Origin of the sequence: Bacteroides sp. 1_1_30 (assembly GCF_020982715.1) — a bacterium.
In the GTDB taxonomy this organism is placed as follows: Bacteria; Bacteroidota; Bacteroidia; order Bacteroidales; family Bacteroidaceae; genus Bacteroides; species Bacteroides xylanisolvens.
In genome coordinates this window covers 35,323-52,055 of the sequence record NZ_JAJKHN010000025.1, presented here as the reverse complement: position 1 = coordinate 52,055, position 16,733 = coordinate 35,323, and the positions used below count along the sequence as shown (strand labels likewise).

Annotated in this window: 12 protein-coding genes and 1 pseudogene; 12 read left to right on the top strand and 1 reads right to left on the bottom strand. The window is 39.4% G+C overall.

The genetic code is table 11. The annotated features are described in order from the left end of the window. The first annotated feature begins 52 nt into the window (after nucleotides 1-52). From LPH68_RS09475 to LPH68_RS09420, 12 genes and pseudogenes are all read left to right on the top strand, one after another. A pseudogene (locus LPH68_RS09475) lies at nucleotides 53-3,133 on the top strand (SusC/RagA family TonB-linked outer membrane protein). A 22-nt stretch (nucleotides 3,134-3,155) separates the two neighbouring features. Continuing rightward, a complete protein-coding gene (locus tag LPH68_RS09470; protein WP_055235185.1) occupies nucleotides 3,156-4,643 on the top strand; it encodes a RagB/SusD family nutrient uptake outer membrane protein in 1,488 nt (495 codons plus the stop codon). A gap of 24 nt (nucleotides 4,644-4,667) precedes the next feature. Beyond that, nucleotides 4,668-6,155, top strand: coding sequence for a DNRLRE domain-containing protein (locus tag LPH68_RS09465; protein WP_230296918.1), 1,488 nt, complete (start codon nucleotides 4,668-4,670; stop codon nucleotides 6,153-6,155). Between the two features lie 36 nt (nucleotides 6,156-6,191). Next, nucleotides 6,192-7,508, top strand: a complete 1,317-nt coding sequence (locus tag LPH68_RS09460; protein WP_151923487.1) for a sugar MFS transporter — start codon at nucleotides 6,192-6,194, stop codon at nucleotides 7,506-7,508. Nucleotides 7,509-7,529: 21 nt separating this feature from the next. After that, nucleotides 7,530-8,717, top strand: a complete 1,188-nt coding sequence (gene nagA, locus LPH68_RS09455; RefSeq protein WP_151923488.1) for an N-acetylglucosamine-6-phosphate deacetylase — start codon at nucleotides 7,530-7,532, stop codon at nucleotides 8,715-8,717. Continuing rightward, nucleotides 8,698-9,489, top strand: a complete 792-nt coding sequence (locus tag LPH68_RS09450) for a glucosamine-6-phosphate deaminase (protein ID WP_120144804.1) — start codon at nucleotides 8,698-8,700, stop codon at nucleotides 9,487-9,489. The genes nagA and LPH68_RS09450 overlap by 20 nt, the downstream gene beginning before the upstream one ends. Nucleotides 9,490-9,516: 27 nt before the next feature. Further along, on the top strand, nucleotides 9,517-10,524 hold the full coding sequence (locus LPH68_RS09445) for a Gfo/Idh/MocA family protein (protein WP_120144803.1): 1,008 nt from the start codon (nucleotides 9,517-9,519) through the stop codon (nucleotides 10,522-10,524). Nucleotides 10,525-10,528: 4 nt separating this feature from the next. Then, nucleotides 10,529-11,938 carry a putative oxidoreductase C-terminal domain-containing protein gene (locus LPH68_RS09440; protein ID WP_120144802.1) on the top strand — a complete coding sequence of 470 codons (1,410 nt, stop codon included), beginning with the start codon at nucleotides 10,529-10,531 and terminating at the stop codon, nucleotides 11,936-11,938. A 47-nt stretch (nucleotides 11,939-11,985) separates the two neighbouring features. Then, the gene (locus LPH68_RS09435) at nucleotides 11,986-12,756 is read left to right on the top strand and encodes an FAD:protein FMN transferase (protein ID WP_164497217.1); all 771 of its coding nucleotides are present in this window, start codon (nucleotides 11,986-11,988) and stop codon (nucleotides 12,754-12,756) included. A gap of 1 nt (nucleotide 12,757) precedes the next feature. Then, the gene (locus LPH68_RS09430) at nucleotides 12,758-14,083 is read left to right on the top strand and encodes a Gfo/Idh/MocA family protein (RefSeq protein ID WP_151923490.1); all 1,326 of its coding nucleotides are present in this window, start codon (nucleotides 12,758-12,760) and stop codon (nucleotides 14,081-14,083) included. A gap of 3 nt (nucleotides 14,084-14,086) precedes the next feature. Beyond that, nucleotides 14,087-14,326 (top strand): hypothetical protein, encoded by a 240-nt coding sequence (locus LPH68_RS09425; RefSeq protein ID WP_004299591.1) that lies wholly within the window; start codon nucleotides 14,087-14,089, stop codon nucleotides 14,324-14,326. 87 nt (nucleotides 14,327-14,413) lie between these two features. Continuing rightward, a complete protein-coding gene (locus LPH68_RS09420) occupies nucleotides 14,414-15,757 on the top strand; it encodes a Gfo/Idh/MocA family oxidoreductase (RefSeq protein WP_008998018.1) in 1,344 nt (447 codons plus the stop codon). Between the two features lie 99 nt (nucleotides 15,758-15,856). Here LPH68_RS09420 and LPH68_RS09415 read toward each other — a convergent pair whose 3' ends face one another. Then, nucleotides 15,857-16,444 carry an RNA polymerase sigma-70 factor gene (locus LPH68_RS09415; protein WP_008998019.1) on the bottom strand — a complete coding sequence of 196 codons (588 nt, stop codon included), beginning with the start codon at nucleotides 16,442-16,444 and terminating at the stop codon, nucleotides 15,857-15,859. Nucleotides 16,445-16,733 lie beyond the last annotated feature (289 nt).

The following is a 16,733-nucleotide window of genomic DNA, read 5'->3' as shown; positions in this document are numbered from 1 at the left end:
AGCTTACGTAAAAGATATAAAGCACTTAAATCGTTTAATTCAAATTTACTGTATGAAAAACAAAATCCTTCTATTACTAATTGGAATCACCGCCTGTTCCATGAGCCTGTTTGCACAAGATAGAAAAGTGTCCGGCATCGTAAAAGGGAAAAGTGACCAAGAGCTGATCATCGGAGCAAATGTCCTTATTAAAGGAACAAAGCGGGGAACTGTAACCAACGTTAATGGAAAATTCGCTATTTACGTTGGACAATCCGACAAAGAACTTGAAATAAGTTATGTCGGAATGAAAAGGAAGATAGTCAAACTGGAAGCAAATAAAACCAGTTATATGATTGAATTAGAAGAAGATTATAATTCACTGGATGACGTTGTGGTCATAGGTTACGGAACTCAAGCCAAGCGAGATATTATTGGCTCGATCACGACTATCTCTTCTAAAGATTTGGACTCTAATTCCGGTGGGAATATCAATACAGCTTTACAAGGAAAGATTCCGGGCATGCAAATTGTGTCAACTTCCGGTGAACCCGGAGCCGGCTCATCGATTAAAATTCGCGGTGCGTCTTCCATTAACGGAGGTAGTGAACCACTGTATATTGTAGATGGCGTACCTATTGAAAGCGAGAATATTTCTTCCATCGACGGTGATGCGACGTTTAGTCCCATAGCCGGTATCAACCCAAGCGACATTGAATCTATCGAAGTGCTGAAAGATGCGTCTTCAGCAGCTATTTACGGTTCACGTGCCGCCAATGGCATTGTTATGATCACCACCAAAGGTGGAAACAAGTTTGAAAAGTCAAAGCCTATTGTCACTGTCAGCCATACGTCAAGCGTCGTCTCCATTTCACGCAAGCTGGATGCAATGAACGCCGAGCAATTTCGTACAGCATATAAAGAAGCACGCGCAAACAATTACCAGGTTGCCGAACAAGGTTGGATTGTCAATCCATTCCATCCCTACTACAATCGCACGACAGATTGGCAAGACGTAATATTCCGGACAGCATACCAAACCCGTAACGATGTAAGTGTACGCGGTGGTAGTGACAGTTTCTCTTATGGAGTATCAGCCGGATATCGAGATCTTAAACCAGTAGTTATTAATACGAAATACAACCAAATTAATCTGAGAGCCAATTTCCTTTACAAGGTAGGGAAACGTATCACTGCAGGAACTTAAGTTTCTTTCAGTAACATGGATTATACCCGTATCCTCTCTTCAGGAAGCAACAATTACAGTGCATTAAGAGCCGCCTTGTTCACTAATCCTTGTTTCTCTCCATACGATCCTCTAACCGGTGAAGTGGTAGACTGGCTAGGAGTAAAAGAACAACGTAACCCACTGGCTGTAGCGACCAAAGTTCCTATACACTTTAAACGCAGGTGGTTGACAATGAACCAATATATACAGATAAATCTAACGAAAGGTCTTAACCTAAGAGTCAGTGTATCCGGAGATATCAGCAAAACCAATCAAGACAGTTTCATGCCTAAGGAATTCGATTCCAATACACCAGCTCGCGATAATGGCAAGTTCCGGCAGAGCGAAAGCCAAAGTTTTTTAAACGAAAACACACTGTCATATAACGGAAAAATCAAATCTCATCATTTAAATGTAGTACTCGGACAATCATTCCAACAAGACAGAACAGAAGCAATCGTTTTAAACGGAAACGGCTATATTGACAAATCTGTTATAACCATTCAAAATGCCTCTACTTACACCAACATATCTAGAAGCGAATCAGAAAGGGCACTACTCTCTTTCTTCGGGCGTGTCAGTTATGACTGGAAAGGACGTTACCTCGCGTCAGCCACTCTTCGAAGCGACGGTTCCTCCCGTTTCGGAAAGAACAAACGATTCGGGACATTTCCATCAGCCTCTATCGGGTGGCGCTTTTCCGACGAGAAATTTATGAACTTTGCGAAAAAGATATTACGTGATGCTAAGTTCAGAGCCAGCGTCGGTGTAACAGGTAATCAGACAATTTCGAATTACGCCTCATTGGGTTCTTACACAGCCTCATCCAACAAATATGACGGAAATGTAGAAATTTTGTATAACGCAATGCCCAACGATATTATCGGATGGGAAAAAACAACTCAATATAATATTGGCTTGGATCTTTCATTCTTCAATGGACGTGTAGTATTCAACGCCGACGCGTATCTAAAGAAAACGAATGATTTATTATTTGACTTTCCCGTCCCCAATTACACAGGTTTCTCCTCCGTTCCAAGAAACTACGGAAGTGTAGAAAATAAAGGATTGGAATTTCTGCTTGAAACGGTCAACCTTACCGGTAAATTTAAATGGAAAACGTCATTCAATATTTCCATGAACCGGAATAAAATCACCGAACTTCCCAACAATGAAGATATCATCATAGGAGACTTCTCACTAGGAAGAGTTGGCGAACCAATGGGAGTATTCTATGCTCACAAAGCACTTGGTGTCTACTCCAAAGATGAAGATAACGTTTATATACTGCCCAACGGACAAAAAGACCAGGTACGAAAAGGAGCCTCTACAGGTGCCCCATTTAAAGGCGGTGACATGATTTGGGAGGATATTGATGGAAACGGAGTTATTGACGACAATGACCGCGTCATCATCGGTGATCCCAATCCTAAGTTTATTGGCGGTATGTCTAATACATTCTCCTACAAAGGAGTTTCACTCAATATCATGATGCAATGGTCATACGGAAATAAAATAATGAACGAGTTGAGACGCACCCGTAATGCCATGAGAACAACTAGCAATCTAGGACAAGACGCATTAGCACGTTGGAAAGCACAAGGCGACATTACAAACTTCCCGATGATTCGCTATCAAGACAAAATGGAAAACTTCCGTCCTTCTTCTTTTAACATGGAAGACGGCTCTTTCCTACGCATCAAAGAAATCACATTAAGCTACAATATTCCTCCTAAATGGTGCAAGAAAGTATTCTTGAAATCAGCCAATGTATACATATCCGGCACAAACCTCCTCACATGGAGCAAGTATAGCGGATACGACCCGGAGGTAAACACTTCGACATCACCATTTATCCAAGGAGTTGATAACGGTGCTTTCCCTAAGAGCCGTTCTTATAATCTTGGTGTCAATTTCACATTCTAATCATCCGTAAATACCATCAAATATGAAAATGCTATCTATTTTAATATGCTTTATAGGCACTTGCTTTTCCAGCTGTTCTCTTTTGGAGTTGGAGCCGACTACTTCCTGGACAGCAGAAAACACACCTAAAGAAGAGTCACACTTATACGGAATCTTATACGGAGGATACAATACACTCCAGTCGGATTTGAGTATCAATTTCCTAGCCTATGGCGAAATGAGGGGTGATGCATTTTACAACAACGCATTTAACGTGAATGCTGATAAAGTAGTGAACAATTCACTTGATAATAATATATTTTGGGCTTCATGGTATAATTACTATCGTGTTATCAAACAAGCAAATGCTGTCATTAAGTTTACTCCACAAGTACTTGAAGCAGGCGGCATAAGTGCAGAAAAAGCCGATGATGTAATGGGACAAGCTTATTGCCTACGAGCGTTCACCTATTTCTGGATTATCCGCATTTGGGGAGATGCTCCATTGGTAACAGCACCTTATTTAGACTCCAACGATAGTTTTGACCTCCCCAAAGCTGCTGTTGCCGACATTGTCGAACAAATTCACAGTGATTTAGAAAATGCATCTAACATGATTGATAAAAATTCGACTTCACGAACGACGTTCACCCAAACAGCAGCTTATGCCATCAATGCTCACGTATATGCATGGGAACATAAATATGAAGAAACAATCAATATGGCTGACAAAGTATTGACTAATACCAATTATACTTTAGCGAACTTATACGACGAAAAATATACCGGTACGACAGACGATGTCAAAAACAAAAATTTCAAAGCATTGGTACAAGCCAGCGAATATGCACAAATCTTTAATACCGGACGCAGTAAAGAATCGATTTTTGAATTGGCAAGCAATGTTGCCGATGGAGATGACCAAAAGAATCTAACAACTTATCTAGCCGGCTCATGGCCTATCTTACGCCCTCGCCCTAGATTCGGAAAAGCCATTGACGCTGAAGGAAGCACTTGGAGATCAGCTGCAATACAAGAAGTAGCCGGTAGTAAATACAAAGTCACCAAATTTACAATTGGCTTTGACTACACTGCTGACAGCCGTAACATTGTCATGCTTCGCTTGGCAGACATCATCCTGTTGAAAGCAGAGGCTATTGCCAATCAGGAAGATACAGATGAAAATCGTAAAGCAACAATGAAACTAGTAAACCAAATAAGGAAAAGAGCCGGAGGAAGTGATTACGAGATTCCCGAAGAACAGTTTCTCAATCGCGAAGAATATGACCAGGAAGGAATAAAAGAAATCGTTCTCAACGAACGTAAATATGAATTAGCTTACGAGGGCCATCGCTGGTTTGACCTAATCCGCACAGGCAAAGTATTTGAAGCCGTTAAAAATAGAGGAAACGATATCGGAGAAGACGAATCTCCTGTCATCGAATTGAGTCCTAAAGCACTAGTATGGCCGATTCATTTAGAGGAACTACGTCGCAGCAAGCTAATCGAGCAGAACGAGTATTACAAATAATTTTATCATTTAAAATATGAAAATATGAAATCGACTCATTACATACTATCAATTATAGTACTACTTTTCTCCGGTTGTAATTTAATAACCGATTATAAACTAGACACCAATCCCGATTATCTAAAAGAGGTATCTTTGATACAGTACCTTGAAGAAGGGAAAGAAAGTACACTGACAATGTATTTAGAAGCAATTAAATACGCAGGTCTGGAGGAACAAATTTCAACAGGAAACCGAACACGCATCATTCCTACTAATGATGCTATAAAAAGTGTATTATCAAGTGCCGGAGTAGAACAAATCAATCAACTTTCCAAGGGGGTCATCCGCAATCTATTTTCTTACCTGACTTTTGACGGTACTTATCGTTCTATCGATATGGAAACTGACCAAAGCGTAAAAGGAATAAGTGATTCCGGAGAACCTATTTTCTTAACTCGTAAAGAAGGAGCAAGTGACAAATTCCTACTCTATGTAAACGATAGTAAAGAAATCGACGGACAATCTATCGCTGTCATCCGGCAAGATTATCTTTTCAAGGATGGTGTAGCACATGTCGTAGGTCAATTGCCCCTATATATTAAAAAAGTAAAAGAGACAGACCCGATTCCGGATGATGTCGACCACTCGCAAGCTCCTACTTATAATTTACCTGTGACCGAAGATGCCAATGTATATCATGGCGCTGCCAATACTAACTACAACGGTTCTAATAGATTGAACTATCTTTGTAACCGCGCCTCTCGTTACAGATATACCTTTTTCAAGTTTGCATTATCAGAGATGGATTTTATAGATAATCTTTTCTCCGCCAAGCTATGTTTTAATGTAAAAAGAATAGTTGGTTCATTCATTCCTTCATGCGCCGTTTATGCAACGTCAAATGAATGGACAGAAAAAACACTTACTTATAATAATCGTCCGGAGTTCGGACTAGAGGTCTCTATTTTCGATTTGTCAACGGCCTGGAATGAAACCGACATCACACAATACATTCAAAATGCATATAATAATTCTGAGACTGAAGTTTCTTTTGGATTAAAAGTGTTGAACGGCGAAGCAATCAGTACTTCTCAAGTAGAGATATATCCGCGAGAGACCTCTTCTACTAATTTGAATAATAGTCCTAATGCTGCCTATATCAAATTACAGGGTGCCATCGACAGTGAGCTCCAGCTAGATCATAATCAACAGATAAAGGGCAGCGCCGGCAGTATCATTACACTGACCAAAGTGCATCTGCAAATGTCTGCCGGCCCCAACGCACAGTATACATACAATGATAATAATATTATTTTTATTATAGAACACTTACCCGCCAATGGCACACTTGTACGCAACGGACTTCCTATGACCAAGTCGGCTCGATTCACACAAGCGGAACTGGCTGCCGGTATAGTAAAATACATCCATAACGGTCAAGGTACAACAGATACATTTATACTCAAAGTACAAGACTATACCGGTGGAGTATACACAGAACGAATACCTATGCAAATCACTATTCAATAATAAAGTAATCATTACATTTATAAAAATAGAAACAGAATGCCAAACTCTTGTAAACAAAAGCAATATTTCATATCGCTGACGATCCTAGCCGGAATGTTTTTTATATTCGGATTTGTATCATGGGTGAACTCCATCCTGATTCCTTATTTCCGTATCGCTTGCGAACTAACCCATTTCGAATCCTACTTCGTGGCTTTTGCTTTTTATATAGCCTATTTTGTCATGGCTATTCCTTCAGGAATCCTCCTGAAGAAAGTAGGTTTCAAACGAGGAATCATGTATGGTTTTATGTTGACGGCATTAGGAGCTTTTCTTTTTGTTCCGGCTGCTTTAGTTCGACAATTTGAAATATTCCTGATCGGCCTATTTTCTATTGGAACAGGCTTGGCTATTTTACAAACTGCCGCCAACCCCTATGTAACGATCATCGGTCCTATTGAGAGTGCCGCCCGACGAATCAGCATCATGGGAATATGCAACAAGTTTGCCGGGATTATTTCTCCACTCATTTTCGCAGCTTTAATTTTAAAAGCAGACGACAGTGAACTTTTCAGCCTCATAGAATCTGGTACATTGGATGCAATAACTAAAAGTGCCATGCTTGACGAGTTGATACAACGTGTCATTGTACCTTATGCCATACTAGGGGGGCTATTAGTATTAGCAGGAATCGGAATCCGCTATTCCATATTGCCGGAGATTAATACAGATGAACAAAATGCAACTGACGAAAAAGAGAACGGGCATAACTCTAAAAAAAGTATTTTCGATTTTCCTTATCTTATATTAGGAGCTTTAGCTATTTTCTTCCATGTAGGGACACAGGTAATTGCTATAGATACCATCATCAACTACGCCAATTCAATGGGAATAGACTTGCTTGAAGCAAAAGTATTCCCCTCATATACATTAGCTTGTACTATGATTGGCTATATATTAGGCATCCTTATAATTCCCAAATATGTCTCACAGACAAAGGCATTGATTATATGTACCGTATTAGGATTGTTGCTTTCATTCGGAGTTGTATTCGCTGATTTCAACGTGACTCTATTCGGACATCAAGCAAATATTTCCATCTTCCTGCTTTGTGCACTCGGCTTCCCGAATGCTTTAATCTATGCCGGGATTTGGCCTTTATCTATCCACGGGCTGGGCAAGTTCACCAAGACAGGTTCTTCACTACTAATTATGGGACTTTGCGGAAATGCCATTTTACCATTGATATACGGTTATTTTGCTGAAGTATATGATCTGCGCATTGGCTACTGGATATTAATTCCGTGTTTCCTTTATCTGATATTCTTTGCAACCAAAGGCCATAAAATCAATTCCTGGAAACGAAACTATTGATAAAAAGACATACTTCATACAATGAAAAGACTTATTATTACCAACGGAAAAATCATTTTACCTACAAGCATAGAAACTGATAAAATACTGATATGTATAAATCAGAAAATCAGGCAAATTGTAGCGAGCAATGAATTTATGCCTCAACCCGATGACCAAATAATAGATGCTGCCGGTAATTACGTAGCACCAGGATTCATCGATATGCACATTCATGGCGGTGGTGGTCACGACTTCATGGATGGCACCGTAGAGGCGTTTCTAGGCATAGCAGAAACTCATGCGAAATATGGAACTACTTCCATGGTTCCCACTACATTGACATGCTCTGACACAGAATTAATGAATACGTTTGCTACCTATCGGAAAGCTAAAGTCCTCAACACAAAAGGAGCAAAGTTCATCGGTTTACATTTAGAAGGACCTTACTTCTCCCCCAAACAAAGCGGAGCACAAGATCCTATATACTTGAAGAAGCCACAACCGGAAGAATATAACGCCATTTTAGAATCTTCGGAAGATATTATACGCTGGAGTATCGCTCCTGAATTGGAGGGAGCTATTAAAATGGGACATGTTTTACAAGAGCACCACATACTTCCTTCTATTGCCCATACCGATGCGATCTATGAAGAAGTAACACAAGCATATAAAGCCGGTTATACGCATATAACCCATTTATATTCAGCGATGTCATCTGTCACACGCAGAAATGCCTTTCGCTATGCAGGAGTAGTAGAAGCTGCATACCTAATTGATGATATGACAGTGGAAATCATAGCCGACGGTATCCATCTCCCTAAACCATTACTGCAGTTTGTTTACAAATTTAAAGGAGCTGACAAGATAGCTCTCTGTACTGATGCCATGCGGGGAGCAGGTATGCCTGACGGAGAATCCATATTAGGAAGTCTGGCTAACGGACAAAAAGTAATCATCGAAGACGGAGTAGCCAAAATGCCTGACCGTTCCGCATTTGCAGGAAGTGTAGCTACCACTAACCGTCTGGTCAGAACAATGGTACAACTGGCCGACGTCAGTCTCATCAATGCCATTCGTATGATGACACTTACTCCTGCCCGTATCCTCCATATCGACAAGTCAAAAGGTTCACTGGAGGCCGGGAAAGATGCGGACATCGTTATTTTCGACAATCAAATTAATATCATTCACACAATATCAGAAGGCCATGTTATCTATAGTAAATGAAACTGAAACTAAAGTATTTCAACAAAATCAATTAACTGTCAAAATCTACCCAACCGTCCAGCAAATGGGAAAAGCCGCCGCTCAAGAAGTAGCTGACAGAATATGCAATTTATTGGAAGGAAAAGCTGAAATCAATATGATATTTGCCGCAGCTCCTTCACAAGAAGAATTTCTACATCACTTGATCAGCGATCAGCGAATTAGCTGGAACAGAATCAATGCTTTTCACATGGACGAATATATTGGAGTGCTGCCTGATGCGCCGCAAAGTTTCGGAAACTTCCTCCGAATACGTATTTTTGATAAGGTACCTTTCAAGAATGTCTATTATTTAAACGGGCATGCTACTGATCTGGAAGAGGAATGTACACGATACACCAGTTTATTGTCACAATTCCCCACTGATATTGTCTGTTTAGGAATCGGTGAAAATGGACACATTGCTTTCAACGACCCTGATGTTGCCAATTTCAACGATCACAAACTAGTAAAGATAGTAAAACTTGATCATGTGTGCCGCCAGCAACAAGTCAATGAAAAATGTTTTGAGACACTTGAACAGGTGCCTACGGAAGCTTTAACTCTTACTATACCGGCATTATTAAAAGCCAAATGGATGTTTTGCATCGTGCCTTTCAAGAATAAGGCTCAAGCTGTCTATCGCACAATCCATGGAGATATTTCTGAAAAATGTCCGGCCAGTATATTGCGGAGAAAAGAAAAATCTTCGTTATATTTGGACACAGAAAGTGCACAGTTACTCAATTTATAACTTCTAATATTTTAATTGAAAAGAATTATGAAAAACAAACTATGTCTACTTCTTATTTTATCAAGTTTCGTTTTGAATATTCATGCACAAAAATCTATACGGATAGGAATTATCGGTCTAGATACTTCCCATTCAGTAGCCTTTACAGATTTAATTAATGGAGATAAAGACAATGCTTTTGCCAAAGGCTTTAGAATCGTTGCGGCCTATCCGTATGGTTCAAAAACTATTGAATCCAGCGCTAAACGTATTCCAGGTTATATTAAGAAAGTAGAACAACAAGGAGTAGAGATTGTATCTTCAATCAGTGAGTTATTGGATAAAGTAGATTGTGTACTTTTAGAAACAAATGATGGCAGGCTTCATCTCGAACAAGCTATCGAAGTCTTCAAATCAGGAAAAATCTGCTATATTGATAAACCGATCGGCTCAACATTAGGCGAAGCCATTGCTATCTTCGAGATGGCAGAAAAATATAAGGTCCCTATTTTTTCTTCTTCAGCATTAAGATACTCTCCACAAAATCAGAAATTAAGAAACGGAGAATTTGGAGATATTATAGGAGCCGACTGCTACTCTCCGCATAAAGTGGAACCTACACATCCGGATTTCGGTTTTTACGGAATACATGGAATAGAAACTCTATATACGATTATGGGAACCGGATGTGAATCAGTCAACCGAATGTCTTCAGAAAATGCAGACATTGTGGTCGGACGTTGGAAAGATGGACGAATCGGAACTTTCAGAGGAATAAAAAAAGGGCCTGCCATTTATGGAGGAACAGCGTTCGGCGCCAAAAAAGCTATTGAAGTAGGAGGTTATCAAGGATATAAAGTACTTCTTGAACAAATTTTGAATTTTTTCCAAACAGGAATCTCTCCTATCTCCAGAGAAGAAACAATTGAAATATTCACTTTCATGAAAGCATCCAATATGAGTAAAGAAGAGAATGGAAGAATTGTCACATTGGAAGAAGCTTACCAAAAAGGATGGAAAGACGCCCGGAAATTAATCAAAACCTATAATAAATAAGAAAATGAAATTTATATATAAAGGAATCGGGCTTATATCAATCTTATTTATAGTTGCTTCATGTTCTTTCTCCAAGAAACAGACTATGAATAAGGCGGAAGCCAATGATTCATGTAAAATAGAAGTAGTCGTTCTTGATCCAGGACATTTCCATGCCAGTCTGCTTCAGAAAGATGCATTAGCTGTTATTAATGATACCATCCGGATATACGCTCCTGAAGGAATAGGCGTCAATCAATACCTGGAAAGTATAGATTCTTACAACCATCGGCCAAAGTCTCCCACCACATGGAAGAAACAAGTATATACAGGCGAAGATTATCTCCAGAAAATGCTTTCAGATCATAAAGGTGATGTCGTAATTCTGGCTGGAAATAATCAGAAGAAGACACGATATATTATAGAATCTATCAAAGCCGGATATAATGTTCTTGCAGATAAGCCACTGGCTATTAACTCACAGGACTTCCAATTATTGACAGAGGCTTATCAGCTAGCACAACAAAAGGGACTCCTTTTATATGATTTGATGACGGAGCGATATGATATTCTCAACATCATAGAAAAAGAACTCTTACATCAAACAGAATTATTTGGAGAATTACAAAAAGGCTCACCGGACAACCCTTCTGTAATAATGGAAAGCGTACATCATTTCTTTAAAAAGGTTTCCGGTAAACCGCTGGTTCGTCCTGCATGGTACTATGATATAGCACAACAAGGAGAAGGAATTGCAGATGTAACAACACATTTGATAGATCTTATCAACTGGCAATGTTTTCCAGATGAAGCAATTCATTATCAATCGGATGTCAAAGTACTTTCGGCCAAACACTGGCCAACCCCAATCACATTGGCAGAGTTCAGCCAATCAACGCAAACAGACTCTTTCCCTATTTATCTGAATCAATACATAAAAAATGATGTATTGGAAGTTATGGCAAACGGAAGTCTCAACTACACCGTCAAAGGAATTTATATGGGAATGAAAGTCACATGGAATTATATGCCACCAGTTCATGGAGGAGATACGTTTACTTCTATCAAAAAAGGTAGCAAAGCAACTTTAAAAATTGTTCAAAATGAGAAGAATGGTTTTGTGAAAGAATTGTATATTCAGAAAAAGCCAAACATTGACAGCCATGCTTTTGAGACTCAATTACAAAAGACGATAGAACAACTTCAAGAAAGCTACCCGTTCTTATCCGTCAAAAATAAAAGTAACGGGATTTATCTTATTGATATACCACAGGAATACAGACTAGGACATGAAGAGCACTTCAGTAAAGTAGCAAAAGCTTTCCTGCATTATATACGTAACAAAAACATCCCGGAATGGGAAAACGAAAATACATTAACCAAATATTACATTACTACAACTGCTGTAGAAATGGCTAAGAAAGAAAATAAATAAGACAATAGGTGTTAGAGACAAGATGTAAATATTATAAAGATGAAGCCATGTTTCATGGCTTCATTCCTCATATCATGGGGACACGATTCGATATATTGCTTATTCATTCTGATGCAGAACGTTTAAACGGACTTTGGTACCATATCATCAACGAGCTGGAACGTTTGGATAAGATCTTGAACCGTTTTGATCCCCACAGTGAGGTCTCCGGAATTAATAAACATGCTTTGCAAAGTTATATTCAAATTAGCAAAGAACTGGAGGAAATATTGCAACTTTGCCAATATTATTACGAAAACACCTTTCATCTATTTGACATTACATTAAAAGATTTCTCCAAAATACAAATTCACGACCATCAACGCATTTCCTTTGCATCTTCCACTATTTCACTCGATTTCGGAGGCTTTGCCAAAGGGTATGCTTTGAAGAAAATCAAAAGATTCATTGAACAAGAGAACGTCAACCATGCATTTGTCAATTTCGGTAATAGCTCCATTCTGGGCATGGGACATCATCCTTATGGAGACAGTTGGAAAGTGAGTTTTCTGAATCCGTATAACCAGTCTCTTTTAAATGAGTTCAACCTTCAAAATACAGCATTATCCACTTCCGGTAATACGCTGCAATATACCGGACACATTATGAATCCACTTACGGGTTTATTTAATGAACAACGAAAAGCAAGCTCTATCATATCTACAGATCCGTTAGAGGCTGAAATTCTAAGTACCGTATGGATGATTGCGAATAAAGAACAACAGCAATTACTCACAGAGAATTTTAAAGATATACAAGCAACCCTATATGATTTATAACATGAAAGACAATAAAAAAGAAGGAGTAGACTTAGGGCTCAGACAATTTATAAAAAGTCTGGGATATGTTGCCGGAGGAACCGCTTTATTAGCTACCACTCCCTGGCTTACCTCCTGTACCCCCGAAAAATTGAAAGAGATTAAACATGAAAAAGCACGGATTGCTTTAATTGGCACAGGTTCCAGAGGGCAATACCACATCCATAACCTCAAGGAAATACCTCATGCACAAATTGTAGCCGTGTGTGACAATTATGCTCCCAATCTTCAGCAAGCATTGGAGCTTTGCCCGGATGCCAAGTCCTATACAGACTACCGTAAGCTGCTGGAATCGAAAGACATTGATGGAGTCATCATATCCACACCACTAAACTGGCACGCACCTATTGTGTTGGACGCATTAGCTGCCGGCAAACATGTCTTCTGTGAAAAAGCAATGGCACGCACCCTTGACGAGTGCAAGGCTATCTATGACACTTACAACCAGTCTGAAAAAGTACTCTACTTTTGTATGCAACGAATGTATGACGAGAAGTATATCAAAGGGATGCAAATGATTCATTCCGGACTGATCGGAGATGTGGTAGGAATGCGCTGTCATTGGTTCAGAAATGCAGACTGGCGTCGTCCTGTTCCTTCACCGGAATTGGAGCGCAAAATCAATTGGAGATTATATAAAGCCAGTTCGGGCGGACTAATGACCGAACTGGCTTGTCATCAATTGGAAGTATGTAACTGGGCAGCTAAAAGAATGCCGGTAAGTATCATGGGGATGGGTGATATTGTTTACTGGAAAGACGGTCGTGAAGTATACGATAGTGTAAATGTGACTTACCGATATTCCGATGGAACCAAGATTGCCTACGAATCATTAATCGCCAACAAGTTCAACGGAATGGAAGACCAAATTCTGGGAAGTAAAGGAACGATGGATATGGCCAAAGGTATTTATTACCTGGAAGAAGACCATTCTACTTCGGGCATCCGCCAACTGATTGACCAGGTAAAAGACAAAGCTTTTGCCGCCATCCCAACGGCAGGACCTAGTTGGCGGCCGGAAACAAAAATGGAATACACTCCACATTTTATCATTAATGGAGATATTCACGTTAACAGTGGTTTAAGTATGATCGGAGCAGACAAAGACGGATCGGATATCATTCTATCCTCTTTCTGCCAATCTTGTATCACTGGAGAGAAAGCACAGAATGTAGTAGAAGAGGCTTATTGTTCTACGGTCCTTTGCTTACTTGGGAATCAAGCAATGGATGAACAACGCCATATCCTCTTCCCCGACGAATATAAAATACCCTATATGAAATTCTAAACTATGAAAGATATTATTATCACCTCAAAAAAGTTGAAACAAGAAAGGAATATCTTTCTTCTAAGTTTCCTGCTTGCATTTATCATCAACGTAATTGCAATCATTATCTATTCCCGCCCATGGATTGAAATAATATCCCAAATCGGGTATGTCATCGTGATTAGTTTTTTCATCTATCTTATCTTATGGATTCCCCGAGGAATCCTGATATTCTTGAGTCACCTTTTCCGAAGAAAAAAATAAGAGATTTACGTTTTTTGAAGGAGAATTGACGGAAAAGCTCATTCACATATTCTAATAACAACCTAATTTTGGAGAAAAATAGATACTATGACAACAAGAAGAGATTTTATCAAAAAAACAGTAGCAGGTACAGCTGCACTTTCATTAGGAAGCATACTTCCAGGATTCGGTTCAAGCCGTTATCAAGATATTCTGGGAGCTAACGAAAAAATACGTATCGGAGTCATTGGAGTGAATTCGAGAGGTAAGGCCCTGGCGCAAGGATTTGCCAAACTTCCAGATTGTGAAGTAACTTACATTTGCGATGTAGACTCTAGAGCATTAGAAAAATGCCAGGCTGCTATCCACAAAATAACCGGACGTACTCCCAAAGGAGAAAAAGACATTCGTAAGATGTTAGAGTCGAACGATTTTGAAGCAGTGGTGATTGCTACCCCTGACCATTGGCATGCCAAAGCAGCCATTATGGCTATGCAGGCCGGAAAGCATGTTTATCTGGAAAAACCGACCAGTCATAATCCGGCAGAAAATGAAATGTTGGTTCGAGCCGCTTTGAAATATAACCGGATTGTTCAAGTGGGTAACCAACGCCGCTCCTTTCCCAATGTAATTAAAGCTATGGAAGAAATCAAATCCGGTTCTATCGGAAAAGTGAGATATGCCAAATCTTGGTATGTCAATAATCGCCCTTCCATTGGAACAGGGAAAGTTGTACCTGTACCTGATTATCTGGATTGGGATTTATGGCAAGGTCCTGCCCCACGTGTTGCAGATTTCAAAGATAATTTCATCCATTATAACTGGCATTGGTTCTGGAATTGGGGAACAGGTGAAGCGCTCAACAATGGAACCCACTTTGTTGATATACTCCGCTGGGGATTGGGCGTAGATTATCCTACAAAGGTTGATTCTATCGGAGGTCGGTATCGTTTTCAAGACGACTGGCAAACTCCTGACACACAACTCATCACCTTCCAATTTGGCGACGAAGCATCTTTTTCATGGGAAGGACGTAGTTGTAATACGATGCCGGTAGACGGATATGGAGTAGGAACCGCATTTTATGGAGAAAACGGAACTCTCTTCATTGGCGGTGGCAATGAATATAAAATTGCAGATATAAAAGGTAAAACGATTAAAGAGGTAAAAAGTGATTTAAAATTTGAGACCGGCAATCTGTTGAATCCATCCGAAAAGTTGGATGCCTTCCACTTCCGAAACTGGTTTGATGCCATTCGTAAAGGAACAAAGTTAAATTCCGGAATTGTAGATGCCTGTATCAGTACCCAGTTAGTACAATTAGGTAACATTGCCCAACGTGTCGGACATTCATTACAGATTGATCCGGGAAGCGGACGAATTCTCAACGATTTGGAAGCCAATAAACTTTGGGGAAGAGAGTACGAAAAAGGTTGGGAAATACGGGTTTAAATCAACTTCTCATTAAATTATCAGAGATATGTCATGTATACGACATATCTCTTTCTACTATAAAATCCACCCATTATCATCACACTTCCTTCTCTTCATCTAAAGAAACCACCCTACAAAAAGAGCAAAGAAGCTCCCTAATTGTTCCTTAAAAGTACGGAGAGCCAGTTCTATATGTTTCTCGACAGTACGAATGGAAATACCAAGTTTATCTGCAATCTCCTGATTAGTCAGAGATTTAAAGCGACTAAGGCAAAACACACTCCGGCGTTTAGGTGGCATCGTGTTAATCACACTTTGTACTGCCTCTCGCAATTCACGATAGTCTGTAGTCGGTTCATCTATACTTGAAGGTCGCTCCAATGTCATCATGTCTTCCGTTAACACTACATGAGTATTGTATTTGGCCCGAAGATAATTAAAGACTTCACGTTTGGAGAGTACATAAATATAGTTTTTGATTGACATTGTTTCGTCCAGCGCCTCACGGTGTATCCAGATTTTCATAAACACATTCTGAATAATATCTTCCGCTGCCCCTGCATCTTTCAGCATACCTTTGGCAAAAGCAAAAAAAGTAGGATAATAACGATGAAACAAGGTTTCATAGCTCCCCATGTCCCCTTCTCTCAACCGCTGTAACAACAGTTGCTCTTCAGTAGCAGAAGATAAATCAGTTTTATTCATCGTTTTTTCTAAAAAAGATTCTAGTCAACAAAGCTATAAATAATATAGAAGATATACCAAGCCGTATTTAAAATCACATCATATTGTAATATGTAAGGGAGAAATAAACAGGGAGTAGCATACTTCTGGTGACAAAATTATGAAATTAATATGAAAAATTCAAGTCTTATTGAAAATAGTGATGATTTTAAAAAAAAGTTCAAATCCGATTACGTACCCCCGTTAGATGATGTGTTCTTCATTATAGAAACGAATCACACATAGCGCGCTATTAACCATTGAATCAATT